The sequence below is a fragment of the Streptomyces sp. EDA2-14 genome (genome assembly GCF_054963755.1).
Genome location: NZ_JBUEGE010000004.1, coordinates 272,232 through 290,369, shown reverse-complemented (window position 1 = coordinate 290,369; position 18,138 = coordinate 272,232). Strand labels below are relative to the sequence as shown.

Genomic DNA, 18,138 nt, shown 5'->3' with positions numbered 1-18,138 from the left:
TGGGCCGCGTACTCACCACACGCGCCGCCGCGCCGGACGGGGCCGCAGCGCGGCGTAGCGCTCGATGGCCCGGCGCAGCTCCGCTCTCTCCCGCTTCGGCAGGTCCTCGCCGCCTTGGGCGAACTCCAGGATGTGCTCGGCCACCAGGCGGAGCTTGACGTTGCTGCGCTGCGACACGTCGCGCAGTACGCGCCACGCGTCCTCGGGCGGGATCCGGCCGAGGACGACGACCACTCCTATGGCCTGGTCCACCAGGGCGTGCGAGGACACGGCCTGCTTGAGCTGAGCGACCTCCGCCTGGAGCCGTTCGTACTCCCGCGCGAGGTCGGTGGCGGACAGCAGGACGAGCGGCCGCGACGGGGAGAGCGCGAAGAACGCCGTGGCGCCGCCGGAGCCGGAAGCGGAAGCAGAAGCTGAAGTGGGCAGAGTGGTTCACCTCTCCGGGACTACAACGGAAGCGCCGGTGGAGACGCTTTCGACCCCGATCGACACGGTAGTGCCAGGCGCCGGGGCCGACATTCCGATCCTCCGCCCTGCCGCACGAGGGTCGCAGTCCACAGAACGAATTCCCTGACGCGCACAGTCCGTCAAGCGAAACGCGCAGGCCACGGTGGGTATCGGTTTGACACTGTGGCAACCGCCCCGCCGCCGGTCGTAAGCTGCCCGCACCTGGCATATTCAGTGGGGAGGGCTGCGCACATGGGCACTCTGCATTTCGACAGCAGCGACATGGACGTCACCGAGGATTTCCTGAGTCGGCACTACGCCCGTATGCGCATCGGCAACGGCACGCCCGCCTCCTGCCGGACGCTGATGCGGCGCGACGAGATGCCGGGGGTGAGCGTCGACGAACTCGACCTCGACTTCGACATGCGGTACGCGGCGATGCCGCTGCAGAAGATCTGTCTGTGCTTCGTCCACGAGGGCACCATCCAGGACCACGCCGTCGGCGACGTCGAGGACGCCTTCGGCCCCGGCGACGTGGTGTACCTCACCCCGCCCGAACTGCCCTACGAAGGGACGGTCTGCAGCGCCCGCTACAACATCACCATGCTCGACCCCGACCTCCTGACGCAGGTCGCCGCCGGCGGCCCCGGATCGGCGCCGGGACCGGTCCGGCTGCTCGGCCATCGGCCCGTCTCCGCCGCCGCGGCCGACCACCTGAAGCGGACCATCGTCCATGTGCGGGATCACGTACTGGGCGATCCCGCGCTCGCCGCCGAGCCGTTGATCACCTCGACCGCCGCCCAGTACCTGGCCGCGAGCGTCCTGAAGGCCTTCCCCAACACGGCGTTGACCCGGCCCACCGGGACGGACCGGCACGACGCCCACTCCGCCACGCTGCGGCGCGCCGTCGCCCACATCGAAGAGCACGCCCACGAGCCCCTCACCGTCGCCGAGATCGCGGGCGCCTCCCATGTGACCGTCCGGGCGCTGCAGTACGCGTTCCGGCGGCACCTGGACACCACACCGCTGGCATATCTGCGCCGGGTCCGTATGGCGCACGCGCACGACGAGCTGCGGGCCGCCGATCCGACGACGGCGACCGTCACCGCGATCGCCGCGCGCTGGGGCTTCCACCACACCGGCCGCTTCGCGGCCCTCTACCGGGAGTCCTACGGGCGCACTCCGCTGGAGACCCTGACCGGCGCCTGAGGGCCGCCGCGCCGCGACTCCGGCGGCCTCTCCATACCTTGATCGTTCATGTGGACGAACAACGATCACGTACATAGACGTTGACGCGGCGGTGACACCAGCTCTACCGTCACCGACGACCGCCCGCAGAAAGGGCTTTCCCCCGCCCTGATTATGACGCTCCGGGTCGGTCCTGTTCACGGATTCGAACCAGCCACGTTCACGCACCTGGAGACGGACGATGAACTCAAGAGCCGCGAGACCCCTCATCACGCTCACCGCGACCGGATTGCTCGCCGGATCCCTCGTCGCCCTGTCGGGCACCTCGGCGCAGGCCGCCACGACGCGCTACCAGGCGGAGACCTCCCCGGCCGTGTGCACCGGCGTCGTCGAGACCGAATGGTCCGGCTACACCGGTTCCGGCTACTGCAACGCCACCAACGCGTCCGGCGCGTACGCCCAGTTCACCGTGGACTCCCCCGGCGCGGGCACGGCCACCCTGAGCATCCGCTACGCGAACGGCACCAGCACGACGCGGGCCACGGACGTCGTGGTGAACGGCGCCACCGCCACCTCGACCTCGTTCGCGGGCACCGGGGCGTGGACCACCTGGGCCACCAAGACCGTCACCGTCCCGGTCAAGGCCGGCAGCAACACGATCCGGCTCAACCCGACCTCCTCCGCCGGGCTCCCCAACATCGACTACGTGGATGTCGACGCGCCGGCGGGCGACACCACCACCCCGCCCGCGAGCGGCGCCCTGTACGTGTCGCCGACCGGGACCGACGGCGCGGCCGGCACCGAGTCCGCGCCCACCACGCTCACCTCGGCGATCAGCCGTGTCGCCGCCGGCGGCACCATCTACATGCGCGGCGGCACGTACGCGTACTCCTCCACGGTCACCGTCCCCGAGGGCAAGAACGGCACCTCCGGCGCCCGCACCACGCTCGCCGCCTATGCGGGCGAGAAGCCCGTCCTCAACTTCTCCGCGCAGAGCGAGAGTTCGAGCAACCGCGGGCTCGCCCTCAACGCCTCCTACTGGCACATCAAGGGGCTCGTCGTGGAGCGCGCCGGGGACAACGGCATCTACGTCGGCGGCAGCCACAACGTCGTCGAGCGCACGGTCACCCGCTTCAACCGGGACTCGGGGCTCCAGCTCGGTCGGATCGCCTCCACCACACCGCAGTCGCAGTGGCCGTCCGACAACCTGATCCTGAGCGCGGAGTCGCACGACAACGCCGACTCCGACGGCGAGGACGCCGACGGCTTCGCCGCGAAGCTGACCACCGGCACGGGGAACGTGTTCCGCCACACCGTCTCGCACCACAACATCGACGACGGCTGGGACCTCTACACCAAGTCCGACACCGGCCCCATCGGCCCGGTGACCATCGAGGACTCCCTGTCGTACAACAACGGCACGCTCAGCGACGGCACCGTGAACGCGAACGGCGACCGCAACGGGTACAAGCTCGGCGGCGAGGACATCAAGGTCGACCACGTCGTGCGGCGCAGCATCGCGTACAAGAACGGCAAGCACGGGTTCACGTACAACAGCAACCCCGGCTCCATGGCGGTGTCGAACAACCTCAGCATCGACAATCCGCAGCGCAACTTCGCCTGGGACGAAGGCACTTCGGTGTTCCGGGGCAACACCTCGTGCCGGTTCTCGGTCTCCGGGTCCAACGACAAGACCGTCGGTGACGCGGACTCCACGAACCAGTTCTGGACGGGTACGAACGGCTCCCGCTGCGCCTCCTACAGCGGCGCGCTCGCCTGGTCGTACGCGGCGGACGGCACGCTCGTCGTGACCCTCGGCGGCAAGCAGGTCGGCCTCTAGCGGATGCATCGTCCGACTCGCCCCGGGCACCCGCGGCGAGTCGGCCCCGCGGTCCGGCACGATGGCCACAAGGATTCTCCGTGCGGGGTCGGGCCGGGCGGCAGACCGGCCGCGCCGCGCACACCCCTGCCGCAACCGCTGGAGCTGCCATGGCGAAGGATCTGTCCAAGCACCAGGCCGCCGCGCTCGACGCGCACTGGCGCGCCGCCAACTATCTCGCGGCGGGCCAGATCTATCTCCTCGACAATCCGCTGCTCACCGAGCCGCTCGCCGCCGAGCACATCAAGCCGCGGCTGCTCGGTCACTGGGGCACCTCACCCGGCCTCAACCTCGTGCACACGCACCTCAACCGGGTGATCAAGGAGCGCGGGACCGACGTCCTGTGCGTATGGGGTCCCGGTCACGGCGGGCCCGCCGTGCTGGCCAATTCCTGGCTGGAGGGCTCGTACACACGGACGTATCCGGACGTCACGCGGGACGCCGCCGGCATGGCGCGCCTGTTCAAGCAGTTCTCCTTCCCCGGCGGGGTGCCCAGCCATGTCGCGCCCGAGACCCCCGGCTCGATCCACGAGGGCGGCGAACTCGGCTACTCCCTCGCGCACGCCTACGGCGCCGCCCTCGACAACCCGGACCTGCTCGTCGCGTGCGTGATCGGCGACGGCGAGGCGGAGACCGGTCCGCTCGCGACGTCCTGGCACGCGAACAAGTTCCTCGACCCGGTGCACGACGGGGCGGTGCTGCCGATCCTGCACCTGAACGGCTACAAGATCGCCAACCCGACGGTGCTCTCCCGCATCCCCGACGCCGAACTCGACGAACTGCTGCGCGGGTACGGGCACGAGCCGCTGTACGTGTCGGGCGACGAACCGCTGCGCGTCCACCGCGAGCTGGCCCGCACCATGGACCAGGCCCTCGACCGCATCGCCCGCATCCAGCGCGAGACCCGCGAGGGGAAGACGACGGTACGCCCGCGCTGGCCGATGATCGTGCTGCGCACGCCGAAGGGGTGGACCGGCCCGGCGGCCGTCGACGACGAACCCGTCGAGGGCACCTGGCGCTCGCACCAGGTGCCGCTGGCGAACGTCCGCGAGAACCCGGACCACCTGCGGCAGTTGGAGGCGTGGCTGCGTTCCTACCGTCCCGGGGAACTCTTCGACGCCGAGGGCCGCCCGACCGAGCAGGTCCTCTCCTGCGTCCCCGAGGGCGACCGGCGCCTCGGCGCCACGCCGCACGCGAACGGCGGGCTGCTGACCCGTGCGCTGCCGACCGCACCCCTTGAGCGCTTCGCGGTGCCCGTCGACAAGCCGGGTACCTCGCTCCACGAGCCCACCCGCGTGCTCGGCGACCTCCTTTCCCAGATCATGCGGGACACCGCGGACCGCCGTGACTTCCGCATCGTCGGCCCGGACGAGACCGCGTCGAACCGGCTGGACGCCGTCTTCGACGCGACCGGCAAGGCCTGGCAGGCGGGCACGCTCGCCACGGACGAGCACCTGACGCGCGACGGCCGGGTGATGGAGGTGCTCTCCGAACACCTCTGCCAGGGTTGGCTGGAGGGCTACAACCTCACCGGCAGGCACGGCCTCTTCTCCTGTTACGAGGCGTTCGTGCACATCGTCGACTCGATGGTGAACCAGCACATCAAGTGGCTGAAGACGTCGCGCGGGCTGCCGTGGCGGGCGCCGGTGCCCTCCCTCAACTACCTGCTGACCTCGCACGTCTGGCGCCAGGACCACAACGGCTTCTCGCACCAGGACCCCGGTTTCGTCGACCACGTCCTCAACAAGAGCCCCGACGTCGTACGGGTCTATCTGCCGCCGGACGCGAACACGCTGCTTTCGGTGGCCGAGCACGTGCTGCACAGCCGGGACTACGTCAACGTCGTGGTGGCCGGGAAGCAGCCGTGCTTCGACTGGCTGTCTCTCGACGCGGCCCGCGCCCACTGCGCGCGCGGCGCCGGGGTGTGGGAGTGGGCGGGCACCGAGGACGGCGAGCGCGAACCGGACGTCGTCCTCGCCTGCGCCGGGGACGTGCCGACGCAGGAAGTCCTCGCCGCGGCAGGCCTGTTGCGCCGGCACCTGCCGGAGCTCGCGGTGCGCGTCGTCAACGTCGTCGACATGACGCGGCTGCTGCCCAAGGACGAACACCCCCACGGCATGCCGGACTTCGAGTACGACGCGCTGTTCACGGCCGACAAGCCGGTGATCTTCGCGTACCACGGCTACCCGTGGCTGATCCACCGGCTCGCGTACCGCCGCACGGGCCATGCCCACCTCCACGTACGCGGCTACAAGGAGTCGGGCACCACGACCACGCCGTTCGACATGGTCGTGCGCAACGACCTCGACCGGTACCGGCTCGTCATGGACGTCATCGACCGGGTGCCGGGGCTCGCCGTGCGGGCCACGGCGGTGCGGCAGGCGATGGCCGACGCGCGCACCCGGCACCACGCGTGGATCCGGGAGCACGGCACGGACCTGCCCGAGATCGCGAACTGGTCGTGGGCGGGGTGAGGGTCCCCGCGCCGCCCACGAGCCCCCTCAGCTCTGTCCGTTCGTGAACCACGCGGCGAGGTCGGGCGCGACCCGCTCCACCGTCACCGGCTGCCCGTCCGCCCGCAGCGACTGCGTGGCGGCGACACCCGCGGCCACCGCCTCGCGGGCCGCGACGGGGCTGGTGTCGGTGGCGCCGCCCTCGCGCACGAAGCGCAGGAACTCGGCGACGAGCAGCGGGTCGGAGCCGCCGTGGCCGCCCTCGCCCGGCGAGGGCATCGGGACGACGAGGTCGGCGTCGGCGCGGTAGCCGCTGCGGTGCTTCCAGACGCGGACCTCGGCGCTCTCCCCGTGGTCGCCGAAGTTCTCCAGGCGGCCCTCGGTGCCGATGACCGTGTAGTTGCGCCAGTAGTCGGGCGTGTAGTGGCACTGCTGGTAGCTGGCGTGGATGCCGCCTTCGAGGCGCATCACCATCATGGAGAGGTCCTCGACGTCCACGACCGGGTTGAGTCCGGTGAGGGACAGCGGCGGCCAGTTGTTCCCGGGGTCGTACCAGTCGGGCATGGTGGCGCCGGGCGCCTGGCCCGAGCGGTCGGCGATGTCCCCGTACACGGTGAGTCCGCCGAGCGCGCCGACCCGCTCCGTGTAGGCGCCGGCCAGCCAGTGGATGACGTCCAGGTCGTGGGCGCCCTTCTGGAGCAGCAGTCCCGTGGTGTTGCGGCGGTCGGCGTGCCAGTCCTTGAAGTAGAAGTCGCCGCCGTGCCCGACGAAGTGCCGGCACCACACGGCCTTGACCTCGCCGATCTCGCCGCGCTCGATGAGTTCGCGCATGACACGGACGACCGGCATGTGGCGCATGTTGTGGCCGACGTAGAGCCGGGAGCCGGAGGTGCGGGCGGCCTCCAGGACGCGGTCGCAGCCCTCGGTGGTGATGGCGAGCGGCTTCTCGACGAAGACGGCGACGCCCGCTTCGAGGAGGTCGATCGCGAGCTCCTCGTGCGTGTGGTCGGGGGTGATGACGAAGACGGCGTCCAGGTCCTCGGCGGCGAGCATCGCCCGGTGGCCCTCGTAGGTGTGCACGTCGCCGCCGAACCAGTCGCGGGCCCGGTCGAACATGCCGGGCGCGGTGTCGGCGACCGCCACCACGGCGGAGCCCTCGCCGGGGCGGTGGGCCTCGCGGGCGACGGTGGCGCGCAGGCCGAGCCCGACGACCCCGAGGCGGAGGTCACGGGTGTGTACGGGGGTGGGGTGCGCCTCTTGCGCACGGGTCTCGGTGGTCATGCGTGGTTCAGCCCTTCATGCCGGAGAAAGCGATGCCCTGGATGAACTGGCGCTGCATCGCGACGAACACCACGATCACCGGGAGCGTGGCGAGCAGGGACCCCGCCATCAGCACCGGGTACTCGGTGAGATGGGCGCCCTGGAGCGCGGCGAGCCCCGCCGACAGCGGCATCTTCGCGGGGTCGGTGTTGACGATGAGCGGCCACATCAGGTCGTTCCAGGACCACAGGAACGTGAGGATGCCGAGCGCGAGCAGGCCGGGGCGGGCCAGCGGCAGCGCGATGCGCCAGAAGACGGTGAAGGGGTTGGCGCCGTCGAGCCGGGCCGCCTCCTCCAGCTCCTCGGGGAGTCCCATGAAGAACTGGCGCAGCAGGAAGGTGCCGAACGCGGAGAACATGCCGGGGACGACGAGTGCCTGCATGGAGTCGAGCCAGCCGAGGTTCTGCATGATCTGGTACTGCGGCAGCAGGAACAGCTGGCCGGGCACCATCAGGACGGCGAGGAATCCGAGGAAGATCGGCCCGCGGCCGGGGAAACGGATGCGGGCGAAGGCATACGCGGCCATCGAGCACAGCAGCAGCTGGGCGGCGGTCCTCAACAGCGCCATGACGACGGTGTTCACGAACTGCCGGCCGAACGGGACGCCGTCGAAGACCTTCTGATAGTTCGAGAAGTCCCAGTGCGTGGGCAGGATCGTCGGCGGTACGCGCACGGACTCGCCGAAGCTCTTGAAGGAGGTCAGCAGCTCCCACAGCAGCGGGAACACGGTGATCACCGCGCCGAGCACGAGCAGGACGTGGGCGGGCCAGATCCGCCCCTGGCGCATGTCCGTCTTACGCATAGTGGACCCACTTCTTCTGCAGCCGGAACTGGACGGCGGTCAGCGCCATGATGAGGACGAACAGCACGCTCACGATCGCCGCGCCGTAGCCGCGCTGGTTGTCGAAGAACGCCTTCTGGAAGAAGAGCATCACGACGGTCTGCCCCTCGCCGTAGGCGGGGTTCTGCAGCGCGTTCTGCGTGTTGGCGCCGAGGATCAGGTAGACGAGGTCGAAGACCTGGAGCGACTGGATCACCGAGAGCACGGTGGTGAAGAACAGCGTGGGGCTCAGCAGCGGCAGCGTCACCGAGAAGAACTGCCGCAGCCGTCCCGCCCCGTCGAGGGCGGCGGCCTCGTAGTAGTCGCCGGGGATGGACTGCAACCCGGCGAGCAGCAGGATCATGTTGTAGCCGACGGTCATCCACACGCCGACGACGGCGACCGCGATACGGATGGTGTGCGGGTCGGAGACCCAGTGGGTGCCGTCGATGCCGATCGTGGACAGCGCATGGTTGAGGATGCCGGCGTCGCCGTTGTAGAGCCAGCGCCAGACGACGGCGACCGCGGCGGGCATGGTGACGACCGGCAGGAAGTAGAGGGTCCGGTAGACGCCGGTGCCGCGCAGCCCCTTCAGGTTGAGCAGGACGGCGATCACCATCGAGAGCGGGATGCCGAGGAGGACGAGACCGGTGTAGACGGCGGTGTTGCCGAGCGACTGCCAGAACTCCGGGTCGCCCACGAGCGTGCGGTAGTTGTCGAGGCCGATCCAGGTCGTCCCGCCGAAGGCGCCCCATTCGGTGAGGCTGTAGTACAGGGTCTGCAGCACCGGCCACAGGTAGAAGACGGCGAGGCCGAGCCCGGCCGGGGCGATGAGGGCGTAGCCCCACCACTTGTCGCGGTGGCGGAAGCGGCGCTCGCGGCGGCGCAGCTCCTTGTCGTCGATGCGCTCGGAGTGGGCGCGCGGCGCGGGCACGGCGGCCTTCGTCGGGGTGTCGGTGACGCTCATCAGACCCTCTCCTGCGCAAGCAGTTGGTTCATGGCGTCGGCCAGCGAGTCGGTGGCGGAGTCGAGGCTCTCGACGCCGGCCCACGCCTTGGCGAGCCACATCTGTTCCTTGTGCTGCCAGGCGGAGCTGTTGGCGGAACTGGGGTAGAGCACGGCGTTGTCGAGTGCGTCGAGGTGCGCCTTCAGGTTGAAGCGCGGCATGCCGGCGGCCCAGGGTTCGGCCGTGCCGTTGCGGGCGGGGATCGCGGTGCCGTACTTGCCCTGGAGGAGCGAGATGCGTTCGGTGCCGAGGAAGCGGACGAAGTCGCGGGCCAGGTCGGGGTTGGGGGTGCGGGCGTAGACGACGTTCGCGAGTCCGTGCAGCACGCCGGCGCGGTGCTTCCCCCGGGGCATCGGCGCGACGTCGACCTTGGCCCGCAGCTCGCGGTCGCGGTAGAAGGTCGCGGCGTTGTAGGACGCCTCGTAGGTCATGGCCAGGGTGCCCGACTGGAACATCTGGGTGGGGTCGGTGTCGGCCATCTGCTGGAGGGTGGGCGAGGCGCGATACCGGTGGATCAGGTCGATCCACAGCCGCAAGCCCTCGCGGGTCTTCTCGTCGGCGTATCCGGAGCGTTGCTTGTCCTCGGAGAGGACCCAGCCGCCTGCCTGCGGAACGGAGTCGTAGTAGTTCTCCTGCGCGCGGACGGGCGCCCCCACCCCGTAGATCCCGCGCCCCCGGTCGGTGAGCCGCTGGGAGTTCTCGATGAGGTCCTGCCAGGTCCAACCGGCGTCCGGGTAGGGGACCTTGGCCCGGTCGAAGAGTTCCTTGTTGTACCAGAGGGCGACGGTGTCGAAGTCCTTGGGAGCGCCGTACTGGGTGCCCTTCCACCGGTACAGGGAGACGAGTTCCTTCGGGAAGTCGTCGGTGTGCAGCACGGCGTCGGAGCCGCCGGTGTCCAGGGGCAGCAGTTGCCCGGCGGCGGCGTACATGCCGAAGTTGGGCCCGTTCATCCAGAACACGTCGGGCGCGGAGCCGCCGGTGCAGGCGGTGCGCAGCTTGGTCCAGTACGTGCCGTTGGGCGTGAGCTGGACGTCGACGGTGACGCCGGGCCGCTCCCGCTCGAAGGCCCGCGCGGCGCGCTGCATGGCGGGCAGTTGGTAGACGTCCCAGACGCCGTACGTGAGATGGCCGCGCCGGGAACCGCCGCCGGCGGCGTCCGACGCGTTCGAGGAGGAGGGGCCGCAGCCGGACGTGAGCGGCGCTGCCGCGAGTGTCGTGGCGGCCGCGGCGAGGAGAGAGCGCCTGCGCACAGGGAGCCTTCCTGGTGAAGGGTCGACCGGAATGCAAGGACGCTATTTGCTTGAAGTTGATGGGTCAAGGCTTGTTTCGATCACTTTCACGCAAACAAGCCGGTCCAGCGGCAGGCCACCGTGTCACCCGGCGCGGGCGACGTGCTGTCGGCCGGACGGCCCGAGGGTGCCCCGCAGGGGCCGCAGGCTCGTGTCACGTGTTCCGGGAGGGCGCCGTCATGCCGATCTCAGGTGCCGCCCGGGCCCTGGCGGGCCGGATCGCGCAGCAGCTGGTGCACGTCACGGTCCTGGACATGGCGACACGGCTGGCCGCACAGGCCTTCCTGGCCGCCCTGCCGATGCTCATCGCGCTCGCCTCGTTCAGCCCTCGGGTGGTGCGGCGCGAGCTGCTGCACTCGCTGCGCACGTTGATCGGAACGGGCGGTTCCGTGGTCGCGCAGGCCCGGGAGCTGACCCTCGGCGAGGACGACGTCCTGCACAGTTGGGGCACGGCGGGCGTGCTGGTCGCCCTGCTGTCGGCCACCGCCTTCACCCGCGCCCTGCAACGGCTGTGCGAGCGGGCCTGGGACCTGCCCCGGGCCTCGGTGCGGCTCGCGGCCTGGCGGTGGGCGGCGTGGCTGCTCGTGTGGGTGGCGATGCTGATCGTGCAGGGCGCGCTGCACCGGGCGTTCGGCGCGGGCGCGGTCCTCGGCTACCCCTTGCAGTTCGCGGCGTCGACCCTGATGTGGTGGTGGACCCAGCACCTGCTGCTCGTCGGGCGGGTGCCGTGGCCGCCGCTGCTGCCGGGAGCGGTGCTGACCGCGGCGGGATCGATCGCGTTCTGCGGCGCCTCGGGGGTCTGGCTGCCGCACGCGCTGCGGGTGAGCGTGGAGCGCTACGGGGCCCTCGGGTCCGTGTTCACCATGCTGTCCTGGCTGATCGTCTTCTTCACCACCGTGGTGTTCGGGGTGGCCGTGGGCCGCGTGCTGGCGCAGGAGGAGTTCCTGCGCCACCGCCTCGACGGCCCGGCGGCCACCGGCTCACGCTGACTCCGCCCGCACCCTGCCCTCGCGCACGGCCGCCGACAGTGCGTGGAAGTCGCGCTCGTTCTGATCGGCGTACGCCTCCGCGAAACGGGCGATGGCCTGGTCGAAGCGGTCGGAGCGGCCCAGGTAGGCGGCGATGGCGATGCGGTCCCCGGAGCGGGCGTGGGCGCGGGCGAGCGTCGCGCCGCAGGCCCGGGCGAACAGGCCCATGACGCGCGGGGTCATCAGGTCCGCCTGCGGTATCGCCTTCCAGTCCCGCAACTGCCTTACGTAGAAGTCGCGTTCGGCGCCGTCGAGGCCCTCCACCCGCTCCCAGCCGAGGAACATGTCGCTGGTGGCCTGCATCAGGCGCTGCCCGGTGACGACCCGTTCACCCTGGTTGTCCTGGGCTCCGGGCCCCACGAACCGGGCGAGCACGGACGCCTGCGCCTCCTTGGCCTGAAGCAGCAGCGGATCGCGGTCGTCGCGGCCGAGCAGCAGCACGATCCAGCAGCGGGTGCCGACACTGCCCACGCCGACCACCTTGCGTGCCATGTCGACGACCCGGTACTGGGCGAGCAACGCCCTGCGGTCGGCGGTGAGCGTGCGCGCGTACCGCTGGATCAGGTCCATCAACTGCGCCTCCAGCTGCTTGCGTTCGACGCCCGGCAGCAGCTCGCCGAGCGGCGCGACCAAAGGCGGGTCGGAGGCGATCCGCAGTTCGCCGTCGACGACGTGGGCGAGCTTCTCCAGTGCCTGGAGGTGGTCGCGGCCGCGGGCCTTGCTGAGCGCCCGCGTCATGCGCCGCTTGGTGCGGGCGTCCAGCTTCGCGGACACGGCGGCGTACAGCTCGTCGGCCTCGATCCGCGAGTACCAGACGTCGAGCGTGCGCATCCCGGCGAAGCCCTCCATCGACAGCCGGTACGAGGCCGCCGCGTCCCGCACCACCCCGGCCCGCTCCCTGCGGTCGAAGCCGTTGCCGCGGCCCGCGATGGCGAGGCTGGCCGCGAGGCGTTTGACGTCCCACTCCCAGGGCCCGCGCAGCGTCTCGTCGAAGTCGTTGACGTCGAACATCAGGCGCCGCTCCGGGGAGGCGAGCAGCCGGAAGTTCAACAGGTGCGCATCACCGCAGAGTTGGGCGCGAAAGCCCGTGGATGGGGTGCGCGCCAGATCGGCGGCCATGATCGCGGCCGCGCCCCGGAAGAACCGGAACGGCGACTCCAGCATGCGCCCGTAGCGCAGCGGGACCAGTTCCGGCAGCCTGCGCGCGGACTGGCTCTCCAGTACGTCGACGGGGTCGGGGCGGTCCGCGGCGGGCGCGAAGGTGGCGTGTCCGGAGCGCGGGACGCCGGACCTCGCCGTCCTGCCCCTGTCCGCCCGCTCCCGCGCGGTCTGCCGACGGATCGTCGTCCCGGTCTCGGCGGTCTCGGTCATGACGGCTCCCTCCTGGCTGTGCACACGGTGCGCCGGGTCGCCCGCCGCCACGTCACCCCACCGGTGTGAGGTCGCCTCCGGTGGGTGAGCCCGCCGGGTCCCGCCGGTCGCAGACTGCCGGTCATGGAAGCGACGACGAGGGGGCGGGTGCGGGGGCAACGGTGGCTGGCGCGGGCGGCGCTGGCCGCCGCTGCCGCCGCCGTGGCCGTCCTGGCCGCCTTCGCGGGGCTGCGGACGTTCGCCCTGCTGGGCGTGGGGCTGCTGGGGACGGCGGTCACGGCCGCCGGTGTGTGGTGGGTGCTCAGCAGGCGGGGGGTCGTGCGGTATCTCGCGCTGCTCCTCGCGCTCGCCGCGCCGGTGTGGGTGCTGGTCTCGTACGCCCGCGCGCGCCTCGTGTGGGTGGTGCTCCTGTCGGGGGCGCTGTGGCTGCTGGCCGCGGGGGCGGGCAGGGCGGCCCTGGCCCCGCGGTCGGCTCCCGCCGCGATGCCCGAGGCCCCGGCTCCGGCGTTCCACCGGCCGGTGCTGATCATGAATCCGCGCTCCGGCGGGGGCAAGGTCGACCGCTTCGGGCTGCGCGCGAAGGCCATGGAACTCGGGGCCGACGTCGTGCTGTTGGAGGGACCCGAGGCGGTCGATGTGGCGGCGCTGGCCCGTGAGCGGGCGGCCGCGGGGGCGGATCTGCTCGGCGTCGCAGGCGGTGACGGCACGCAGGCCCTCGTCGCCGACGTCGCCGCGGAGTTCGGACTGCCGTTCCTGGTGATCCCCGCGGGCACCCGCAACCACTTCGCGCTCGATCTGGGCCTGGACCGCGAGGACCCCGCGAAGGCCCTTGACGCCCTGCGCGACGGCGTCGAGCTGCGGGTCGACATCGGCCGGGCGGGCGGCTACCCGTTCGTCAACAACGTGTCGTTCGGGGCCTACGCGGAGGTGGTGCAGAGCCCCGCCTACCGCGACGGCAAGACCCGCACCACCCTCGACCTGCTGCCCGATCTGCTCGTCGGGCACAAGGGCGCGCGGCTCACGGCACACGTCGGCGGGGAGGACGTCGTCGATCCGCAGGCCCTGCTGGTGAGCAACAACCCGTACGGCGCCCGCGACATCGCGGGGCTCGGCCGGCGCACCCGGCTCGACGGCGGGATCCTCGGCTGCGTCGGCGTGCGGGTCACGAGCGCCGCGCAGGCCGCGGGGCTGCTGCGGGGCGGCCGGTCCGCGGGGGTGACGACGCGGACCGCCGCCTCGGTGGTCGTCGACGCAGACCAGGAGTCGATCGCCGTCGGCCTCGACGGCGAGGCGCTGCGCATGGCCGTTCCGGTGCGGGTCGAGGTGCGCCCCGGCGCCCTGCGCGTGGTCGTGCCGAGCGAGCGCCCGGGAACGTACCGGGAGCGCCCGCCGCTGGACTGGCGCGGCATCACCGGCCTGGCGCTGACGGTGCGGCGCGACTGAAGGCGGCGGGGCGGGCGCCCTAGAGCGGCGCCCCGTAGACCTTGTGCGCCTCGCGGTGTCCGTACATGGCCAGCGACCAGATCACCAGGATGTCGAGGGCGATGAGGATCGCCGACCACACCGGCTGGTACGGGGTGAAGAAGAAGTTCTCCAGCGCGCTCATCGCGGCGATGATCATGACTACGATCCGCGCCCAGGTGCGGCCGCTGAACAGGCTGACCGCGGCGGCGAAGACGATGACCCCGGTGATCATCTGTACCCAGCCGCGGGCATTGACGTCGAAGTCGAACGCGTAGTCGTCCTGGGCCTCGTAGAAGTTCTCGTTGAGGATCGCGGAGAGGCCCGCGATCGCGTGGTAGGCGCCGATGATGCCCATCACGAACGCGGCGAAGACGACTCCGCCGACGGCGGCCGGACGCACGCGCGGCTCCGGCCGGGGCGCGTCGGGGAACTGTTCAGCCATGTCGGACCTCCTCCTCGATGGGACCGGAGCATGCCGCCCGCACCACCGGGGCCGGTTCACCCGCAGCGGATGAGCCCCGGCCGCTGTACGCCTGTCACCCGTGCGAGGTGATGCCGTCGGTGGCGCCGCCGCCGGGACAATGGCACGCGGGGTGGCGGTCGCACAGGAGGTGACGTCATGGGCGGGGCACACACGGGCCCGGGGCCTGCCGGAACTCCCTCCGGCGGTGGCGACTTCGAGATCCGCGTCCGAGGACGGATCGGGGAGGCCTTCCGGTCGGCGTTCGGCGAGCTGACCGTCGTGCTGCACCCCGCCGAGACCGTGCTGGTCGGCGCCGGCCTCGACCAGGCCGCCCTGTACGGAATCCTCGACCGCATCCAGGGGCTCGGCCTGGAACTCCTGGAGGTCCGCCGGCTCCCCCGGACACAGGACGGCAGGGGGTAAGGGGTTCGAGAGGCGGTCGGGGACAAGAGCCCGCCGGTTCCCGGTGCGGAGCCGACCGGCCCCGGGGACCGGCCCGCAAATCGGCGCGGAAGAACCCTTTCTTATCCGCCGCGCGCCCCCCACTGTGGTGAGGCGATGCCCTCCACATGGGGAGGTGAGGGGCATGATCGCACCACTGTGCACGCGCCCGTCCAGGGAACGGGCGGGCACGGAACGGGCCTTGGCGCTGCGCCTGCAACTGCGCGCGCTCACCCACGAGAGCACGACCGCCGACGCGGCCCTGACGACCTGCCTGGTGTGGGTCGCCGGGACGCTGGTGGAGATAGCGGGCGACGTCGCGGATCCGCGGACCGCCGGTGCGCTGGTGCACCGCGCGTCGGCCGCACTCGCCGCGGTGCCCGCGCCGCGGGACAACGGATCGCGCCCGGCACCACAGCCCTTGACCGTGCGTCAGCTGGCGGTTCTGCACCAGCTGCAGGAGGAGATGCCGCTGCGGGAGATAGCCGACGGACTCTACGTCTCGTACAACACGGTCAAGAGCCACACGCGCGCCGTGTACCGGAAGCTGGGCGCGCGCTCGCGGGCCGAAGCCATCCTCCGGGCACGGGAGTTGGGGCTCATCTAGAACCGCCGCGCCCGCACGGTCGCGCTCACAGGATCTGGAGTTCGCGGGCCCTGCGGACGGCTTCCGAGCGGCGGGACACGGCCAGCTTGCGGTAGACGCTCTTGAGGTGGGTCTTCACCGTGTTGATCGAGAGGTAGAGCTCCTCGGCGATCTCCTCGGTGGTCATCATCTGGGCGAGCCGGTCGAGGACGTCGCGCTCGCGTGCGCTCAGCCGCTCGGCGGGCGCCGTCGGGACCGGTTCCCGCTCGGGCACCGGGGCGACTTTGGTGACACGGTGCGGCTGTGCGGCACTCAGCAGCCGCACGCAGGTCGGGGCGACCGTCCGCTGCACCGCCTGGGGCAGCCGGGACACCGTCACCACCTCGGCGACCGCCTCCGCTCCCCTGGCCCCGCGCTCCGCCGTGCCGGCGACCCGGGCGACGACGCCGCCGACCTCGACGAGGAACGTGTCCGCCGTCTTGGCCAACACCCCGTCGCTGTGCACGAGTTCGTGCCGGGCGCGGCTCGGCTCGCCGCGTGCGAGGGCGCCCCAGGCGCGCACCAGGTGCAGGGTGGCGCGGGACGGCTCGCCCGCCGTCCAGGGCGGCATCGGCGGCTGGGTGGCCTGGGCGGTGAGCTCGTCGGCGGCCCGGAAGCGGCCGCGCAGCGCCTCCAGCAGGGCCAGTTCGACGAGGCAGTCCCTGCGCAGCGCGCCGTTGCCCGCGGCGCCCGCCGCCTTGAGCCCTCCGGTGAGGGATACCTGCGCGGCCTTCAGGTTGCCGTCGCGCAGCTCGTCGCTGCCCCGTACGGCGAGAATGAGGGCCTGGATCTCGGGACGTTCGGCGAGGACGGTGTGCGGCACGCGCCCGCAGGCCGTCTCGGCGTCGGCCGCGGCGGCCCCGGCGCGGCGCGGGTCGCGGCAGCGCAGCCGGTCCATGCGGATCACGGCGTGGGCGAGCCGGCACCGCGCTGCGCGGTCGTCCTCCCCCGGCGGCAGCTGGTCGAGGAGCTGGGCGGCCCGGTCCAGGCTCCTGCCGCACGCCTGGTCGTCCCGGCGGGTGCGCGCGACGGCCGCCGCGAGCAGCACGGACTCCGGTTCGTCCGCGGGCGGTTCCTCGGCCGTCCTGCGGCCGGGGTCGACGGGAAGCCGGGACCTGGACAGGCCGAGCACCTGCCCGATCGCGACGTGGTGCACGATGAGCCGGGCCGCGCCGGCCCAGTCGCCCGCGGCGAGCAGATGCCGTACGGCGTCCGCGAGCAGTCCGTGCGCGGCGAGCCATGCGGCGGCCGTGCGGTGCAGGGGCGCCACGAGTCCGGGCGCCTCGTGCCGCAGGCAGGTCCGCAGCACGTCGGCGAACATCTGGTGGCAGCGGTACCAGCCCTGCCCCACGGGCTGCAGAAAGGAGTTCTCCCGGACGAGGCCCGCGAACAGGGAGCCGTCGGGGTCCCGGGCGAGTTCGGCGGCCAGCTCGGCGTTGACCCGGTCCAGGATGCTGGTCGTCAGGAGCAGCCGGCGCATGTCGGACGACTGCTGGTCGAGCACCTCCTCGACCAGGTAGCTGGAGATCGCCTCGTCGTCGCCCGCGAACTGCGCCACGAACCGTTCGTGGTCGCCGCGCTTCTCCATGGACATCGCGGCGAGGCGCAGTCCCGCGGCCCAGCCGTCCGCGCGCCGCCGCAGCGTGCTCAGCGTCTGCCGTGTCACGTCGATGCCGTGCTGGGCCAGGAGCGCCGCCGCCTCCCGGTCGTCGAAGGCGAGGTCGGCGGTGCGCACCTCGGTGACCTCGCTGGTGAGCCGTCCCCGGTAGAGGTGCAGGGGCGGGTCGCGGCGGGCGAGCACCACGAGGCGCAGTTCGTCGGGGGCGTGCCGCAGCAGGTGGGTGACGCCGCGGGCGATGGGCGAGTCGAGGGCGGGCTGGAAGTCGTCGAGGACCAGGATCACCGGCTCGCCGTGGCTCTTCACGCAGGCGGCGAGGGTGGCCACGACCAGTGGTTCGTCCGTCGGCGCGGCGGGTTCCGGCGCCGCGACCCCGGCGGCGCGCAGCGCACCGGACACCCGCTGCCAGAAGACGCCGGGATGCTCGGCGGGGCCGTCGCAGGTGACCCAGGCGAGCGGCCAGGTGGGGCGGCGGGTGTGCGCCCATTCCAGGGCGAGGGCCGTCTTGCCCGCGCCGACGGGGCCGACGACCACGGTGAGCGGCCCGCGCACACCGCGGGCCAGTTGGGCGGTCAGCCGGGGGCGGGGCACGATCCAGTCGGGCAGTGCGGGCACGGTGCCTGCGGGTTCGGGGCCGGGGGCGCCGGCCGCAGTGCGGTGAGACCCCTCGGCCATGGTGCACCTCGCTCTCGTAGCGCCGAGAACCCTCCCCCGTGCACGCAAGTG

At 71.9% G+C, this 18,138-nt stretch carries 15 protein-coding genes; 7 read left to right on the top strand and 8 right to left on the bottom strand.

The window, feature by feature from the left end:
• Positions 1-12: 12 nt before the first annotated feature.
• A complete protein-coding gene (locus ACY34M_RS14230) occupies positions 13-339 on the bottom strand; it encodes an ANTAR domain-containing protein (RefSeq protein WP_462718244.1) in 327 nt (108 codons plus the stop codon).
• Between the two features lie 360 nt (positions 340-699).
• Here ACY34M_RS14230 and ACY34M_RS14225 point away from each other — a divergent pair, with 360 nt between their 5' ends.
• The 3 genes from ACY34M_RS14225 to ACY34M_RS14215 all read left to right on the top strand — a co-directional run bounded on the left by ACY34M_RS14225 (position 700) and on the right by ACY34M_RS14215 (position 5,988).
• The gene (locus tag ACY34M_RS14225; RefSeq protein WP_462717978.1) at positions 700-1,656 is read left to right on the top strand and encodes a helix-turn-helix transcriptional regulator; all 957 of its coding nucleotides are present in this window, start codon (positions 700-702) and stop codon (positions 1,654-1,656) included.
• 220 nt (positions 1,657-1,876) lie between these two features.
• Entirely contained in the window at positions 1,877-3,475 is a 1,599-nt protein-coding gene (locus ACY34M_RS14220; RefSeq protein WP_462717977.1) for a carbohydrate-binding protein, read from the top strand.
• A gap of 149 nt (positions 3,476-3,624) precedes the next feature.
• Positions 3,625-5,988 (top strand): phosphoketolase family protein, encoded by a 2,364-nt coding sequence (locus tag ACY34M_RS14215; protein ID WP_462717976.1) that lies wholly within the window; start codon positions 3,625-3,627, stop codon positions 5,986-5,988.
• A gap of 27 nt (positions 5,989-6,015) precedes the next feature.
• Here the strand turns inward: ACY34M_RS14215 and ACY34M_RS14210 are convergent, their stop codons facing one another.
• Genes ACY34M_RS14210 through ACY34M_RS14195 form a run of 4 tightly spaced genes read right to left on the bottom strand, consistent with a single transcriptional unit; the run spans position 6,016 to position 10,363 of the window.
• Positions 6,016-7,248, bottom strand: a complete 1,233-nt coding sequence (locus tag ACY34M_RS14210; RefSeq protein ID WP_462717975.1) for a Gfo/Idh/MocA family protein — start codon at positions 7,246-7,248, stop codon at positions 6,016-6,018.
• Between the two features lie 7 nt (positions 7,249-7,255).
• Positions 7,256-8,089: a carbohydrate ABC transporter permease gene (locus tag ACY34M_RS14205; protein ID WP_462717974.1), complete on the bottom strand. Its 834-nt coding sequence runs from the start codon at positions 8,087-8,089 to the stop codon at positions 7,256-7,258.
• The gene (locus tag ACY34M_RS14200; RefSeq protein ID WP_462717973.1) at positions 8,082-9,074 is read right to left on the bottom strand and encodes a carbohydrate ABC transporter permease; all 993 of its coding nucleotides are present in this window, start codon (positions 9,072-9,074) and stop codon (positions 8,082-8,084) included. The genes ACY34M_RS14205 and ACY34M_RS14200 overlap by 8 nt, the downstream gene beginning before the upstream one ends.
• Positions 9,074-10,363, bottom strand: coding sequence for an ABC transporter substrate-binding protein (locus ACY34M_RS14195; RefSeq protein ID WP_462717972.1), 1,290 nt, complete (start codon positions 10,361-10,363; stop codon positions 9,074-9,076). The genes ACY34M_RS14200 and ACY34M_RS14195 overlap by 1 nt, the downstream gene beginning before the upstream one ends.
• Before the next feature lie 218 nt (positions 10,364-10,581).
• On the opposite strand from ACY34M_RS14195, the gene ACY34M_RS14190 reads away from it, so the two are divergent.
• Positions 10,582-11,391: a YhjD/YihY/BrkB family envelope integrity protein gene (locus ACY34M_RS14190; protein ID WP_462717971.1), complete on the top strand. Its 810-nt coding sequence runs from the start codon at positions 10,582-10,584 to the stop codon at positions 11,389-11,391.
• Here ACY34M_RS14190 and ACY34M_RS14185 read toward each other — a convergent pair.
• Positions 11,383-12,801 (bottom strand): DUF2252 domain-containing protein, encoded by a 1,419-nt coding sequence (locus tag ACY34M_RS14185; RefSeq protein WP_462717970.1) that lies wholly within the window; start codon positions 12,799-12,801, stop codon positions 11,383-11,385. The two genes, ACY34M_RS14190 and ACY34M_RS14185, sit on opposite strands and share 9 nt — an antisense overlap.
• A gap of 123 nt (positions 12,802-12,924) precedes the next feature.
• On the opposite strand from ACY34M_RS14185, the gene ACY34M_RS14180 reads away from it, so the two are divergent.
• Positions 12,925-14,244 (top strand): diacylglycerol/lipid kinase family protein, encoded by a 1,320-nt coding sequence (locus tag ACY34M_RS14180; protein WP_462717969.1) that lies wholly within the window; start codon positions 12,925-12,927, stop codon positions 14,242-14,244.
• A gap of 19 nt (positions 14,245-14,263) precedes the next feature.
• On the opposite strand, the gene ACY34M_RS14175 is transcribed toward ACY34M_RS14180, so the two are convergent.
• Positions 14,264-14,707 (bottom strand): DUF7144 family membrane protein, encoded by a 444-nt coding sequence (locus ACY34M_RS14175; RefSeq protein ID WP_462717968.1) that lies wholly within the window; start codon positions 14,705-14,707, stop codon positions 14,264-14,266.
• Positions 14,708-14,884: 177 nt separating this feature from the next.
• Between ACY34M_RS14175 and ACY34M_RS14170 the strand changes: the two genes are divergently transcribed.
• Both ACY34M_RS14170 and ACY34M_RS14165 read left to right on the top strand, forming a co-directional pair.
• Positions 14,885-15,151, top strand: a complete 267-nt coding sequence (locus ACY34M_RS14170) for a hypothetical protein (protein ID WP_462717967.1) — start codon at positions 14,885-14,887, stop codon at positions 15,149-15,151.
• Positions 15,152-15,314: 163 nt separating this feature from the next.
• Positions 15,315-15,776: a response regulator transcription factor gene (locus ACY34M_RS14165; protein WP_462717966.1), complete on the top strand. Its 462-nt coding sequence runs from the start codon at positions 15,315-15,317 to the stop codon at positions 15,774-15,776.
• A 25-nt stretch (positions 15,777-15,801) separates the two neighbouring features.
• Here ACY34M_RS14165 and ACY34M_RS14160 read toward each other — a convergent pair whose 3' ends face one another.
• Positions 15,802-18,087 (bottom strand): LuxR C-terminal-related transcriptional regulator, encoded by a 2,286-nt coding sequence (locus ACY34M_RS14160; RefSeq protein ID WP_462717965.1) that lies wholly within the window; start codon positions 18,085-18,087, stop codon positions 15,802-15,804.
• Positions 18,088-18,138 lie beyond the last annotated feature (51 nt).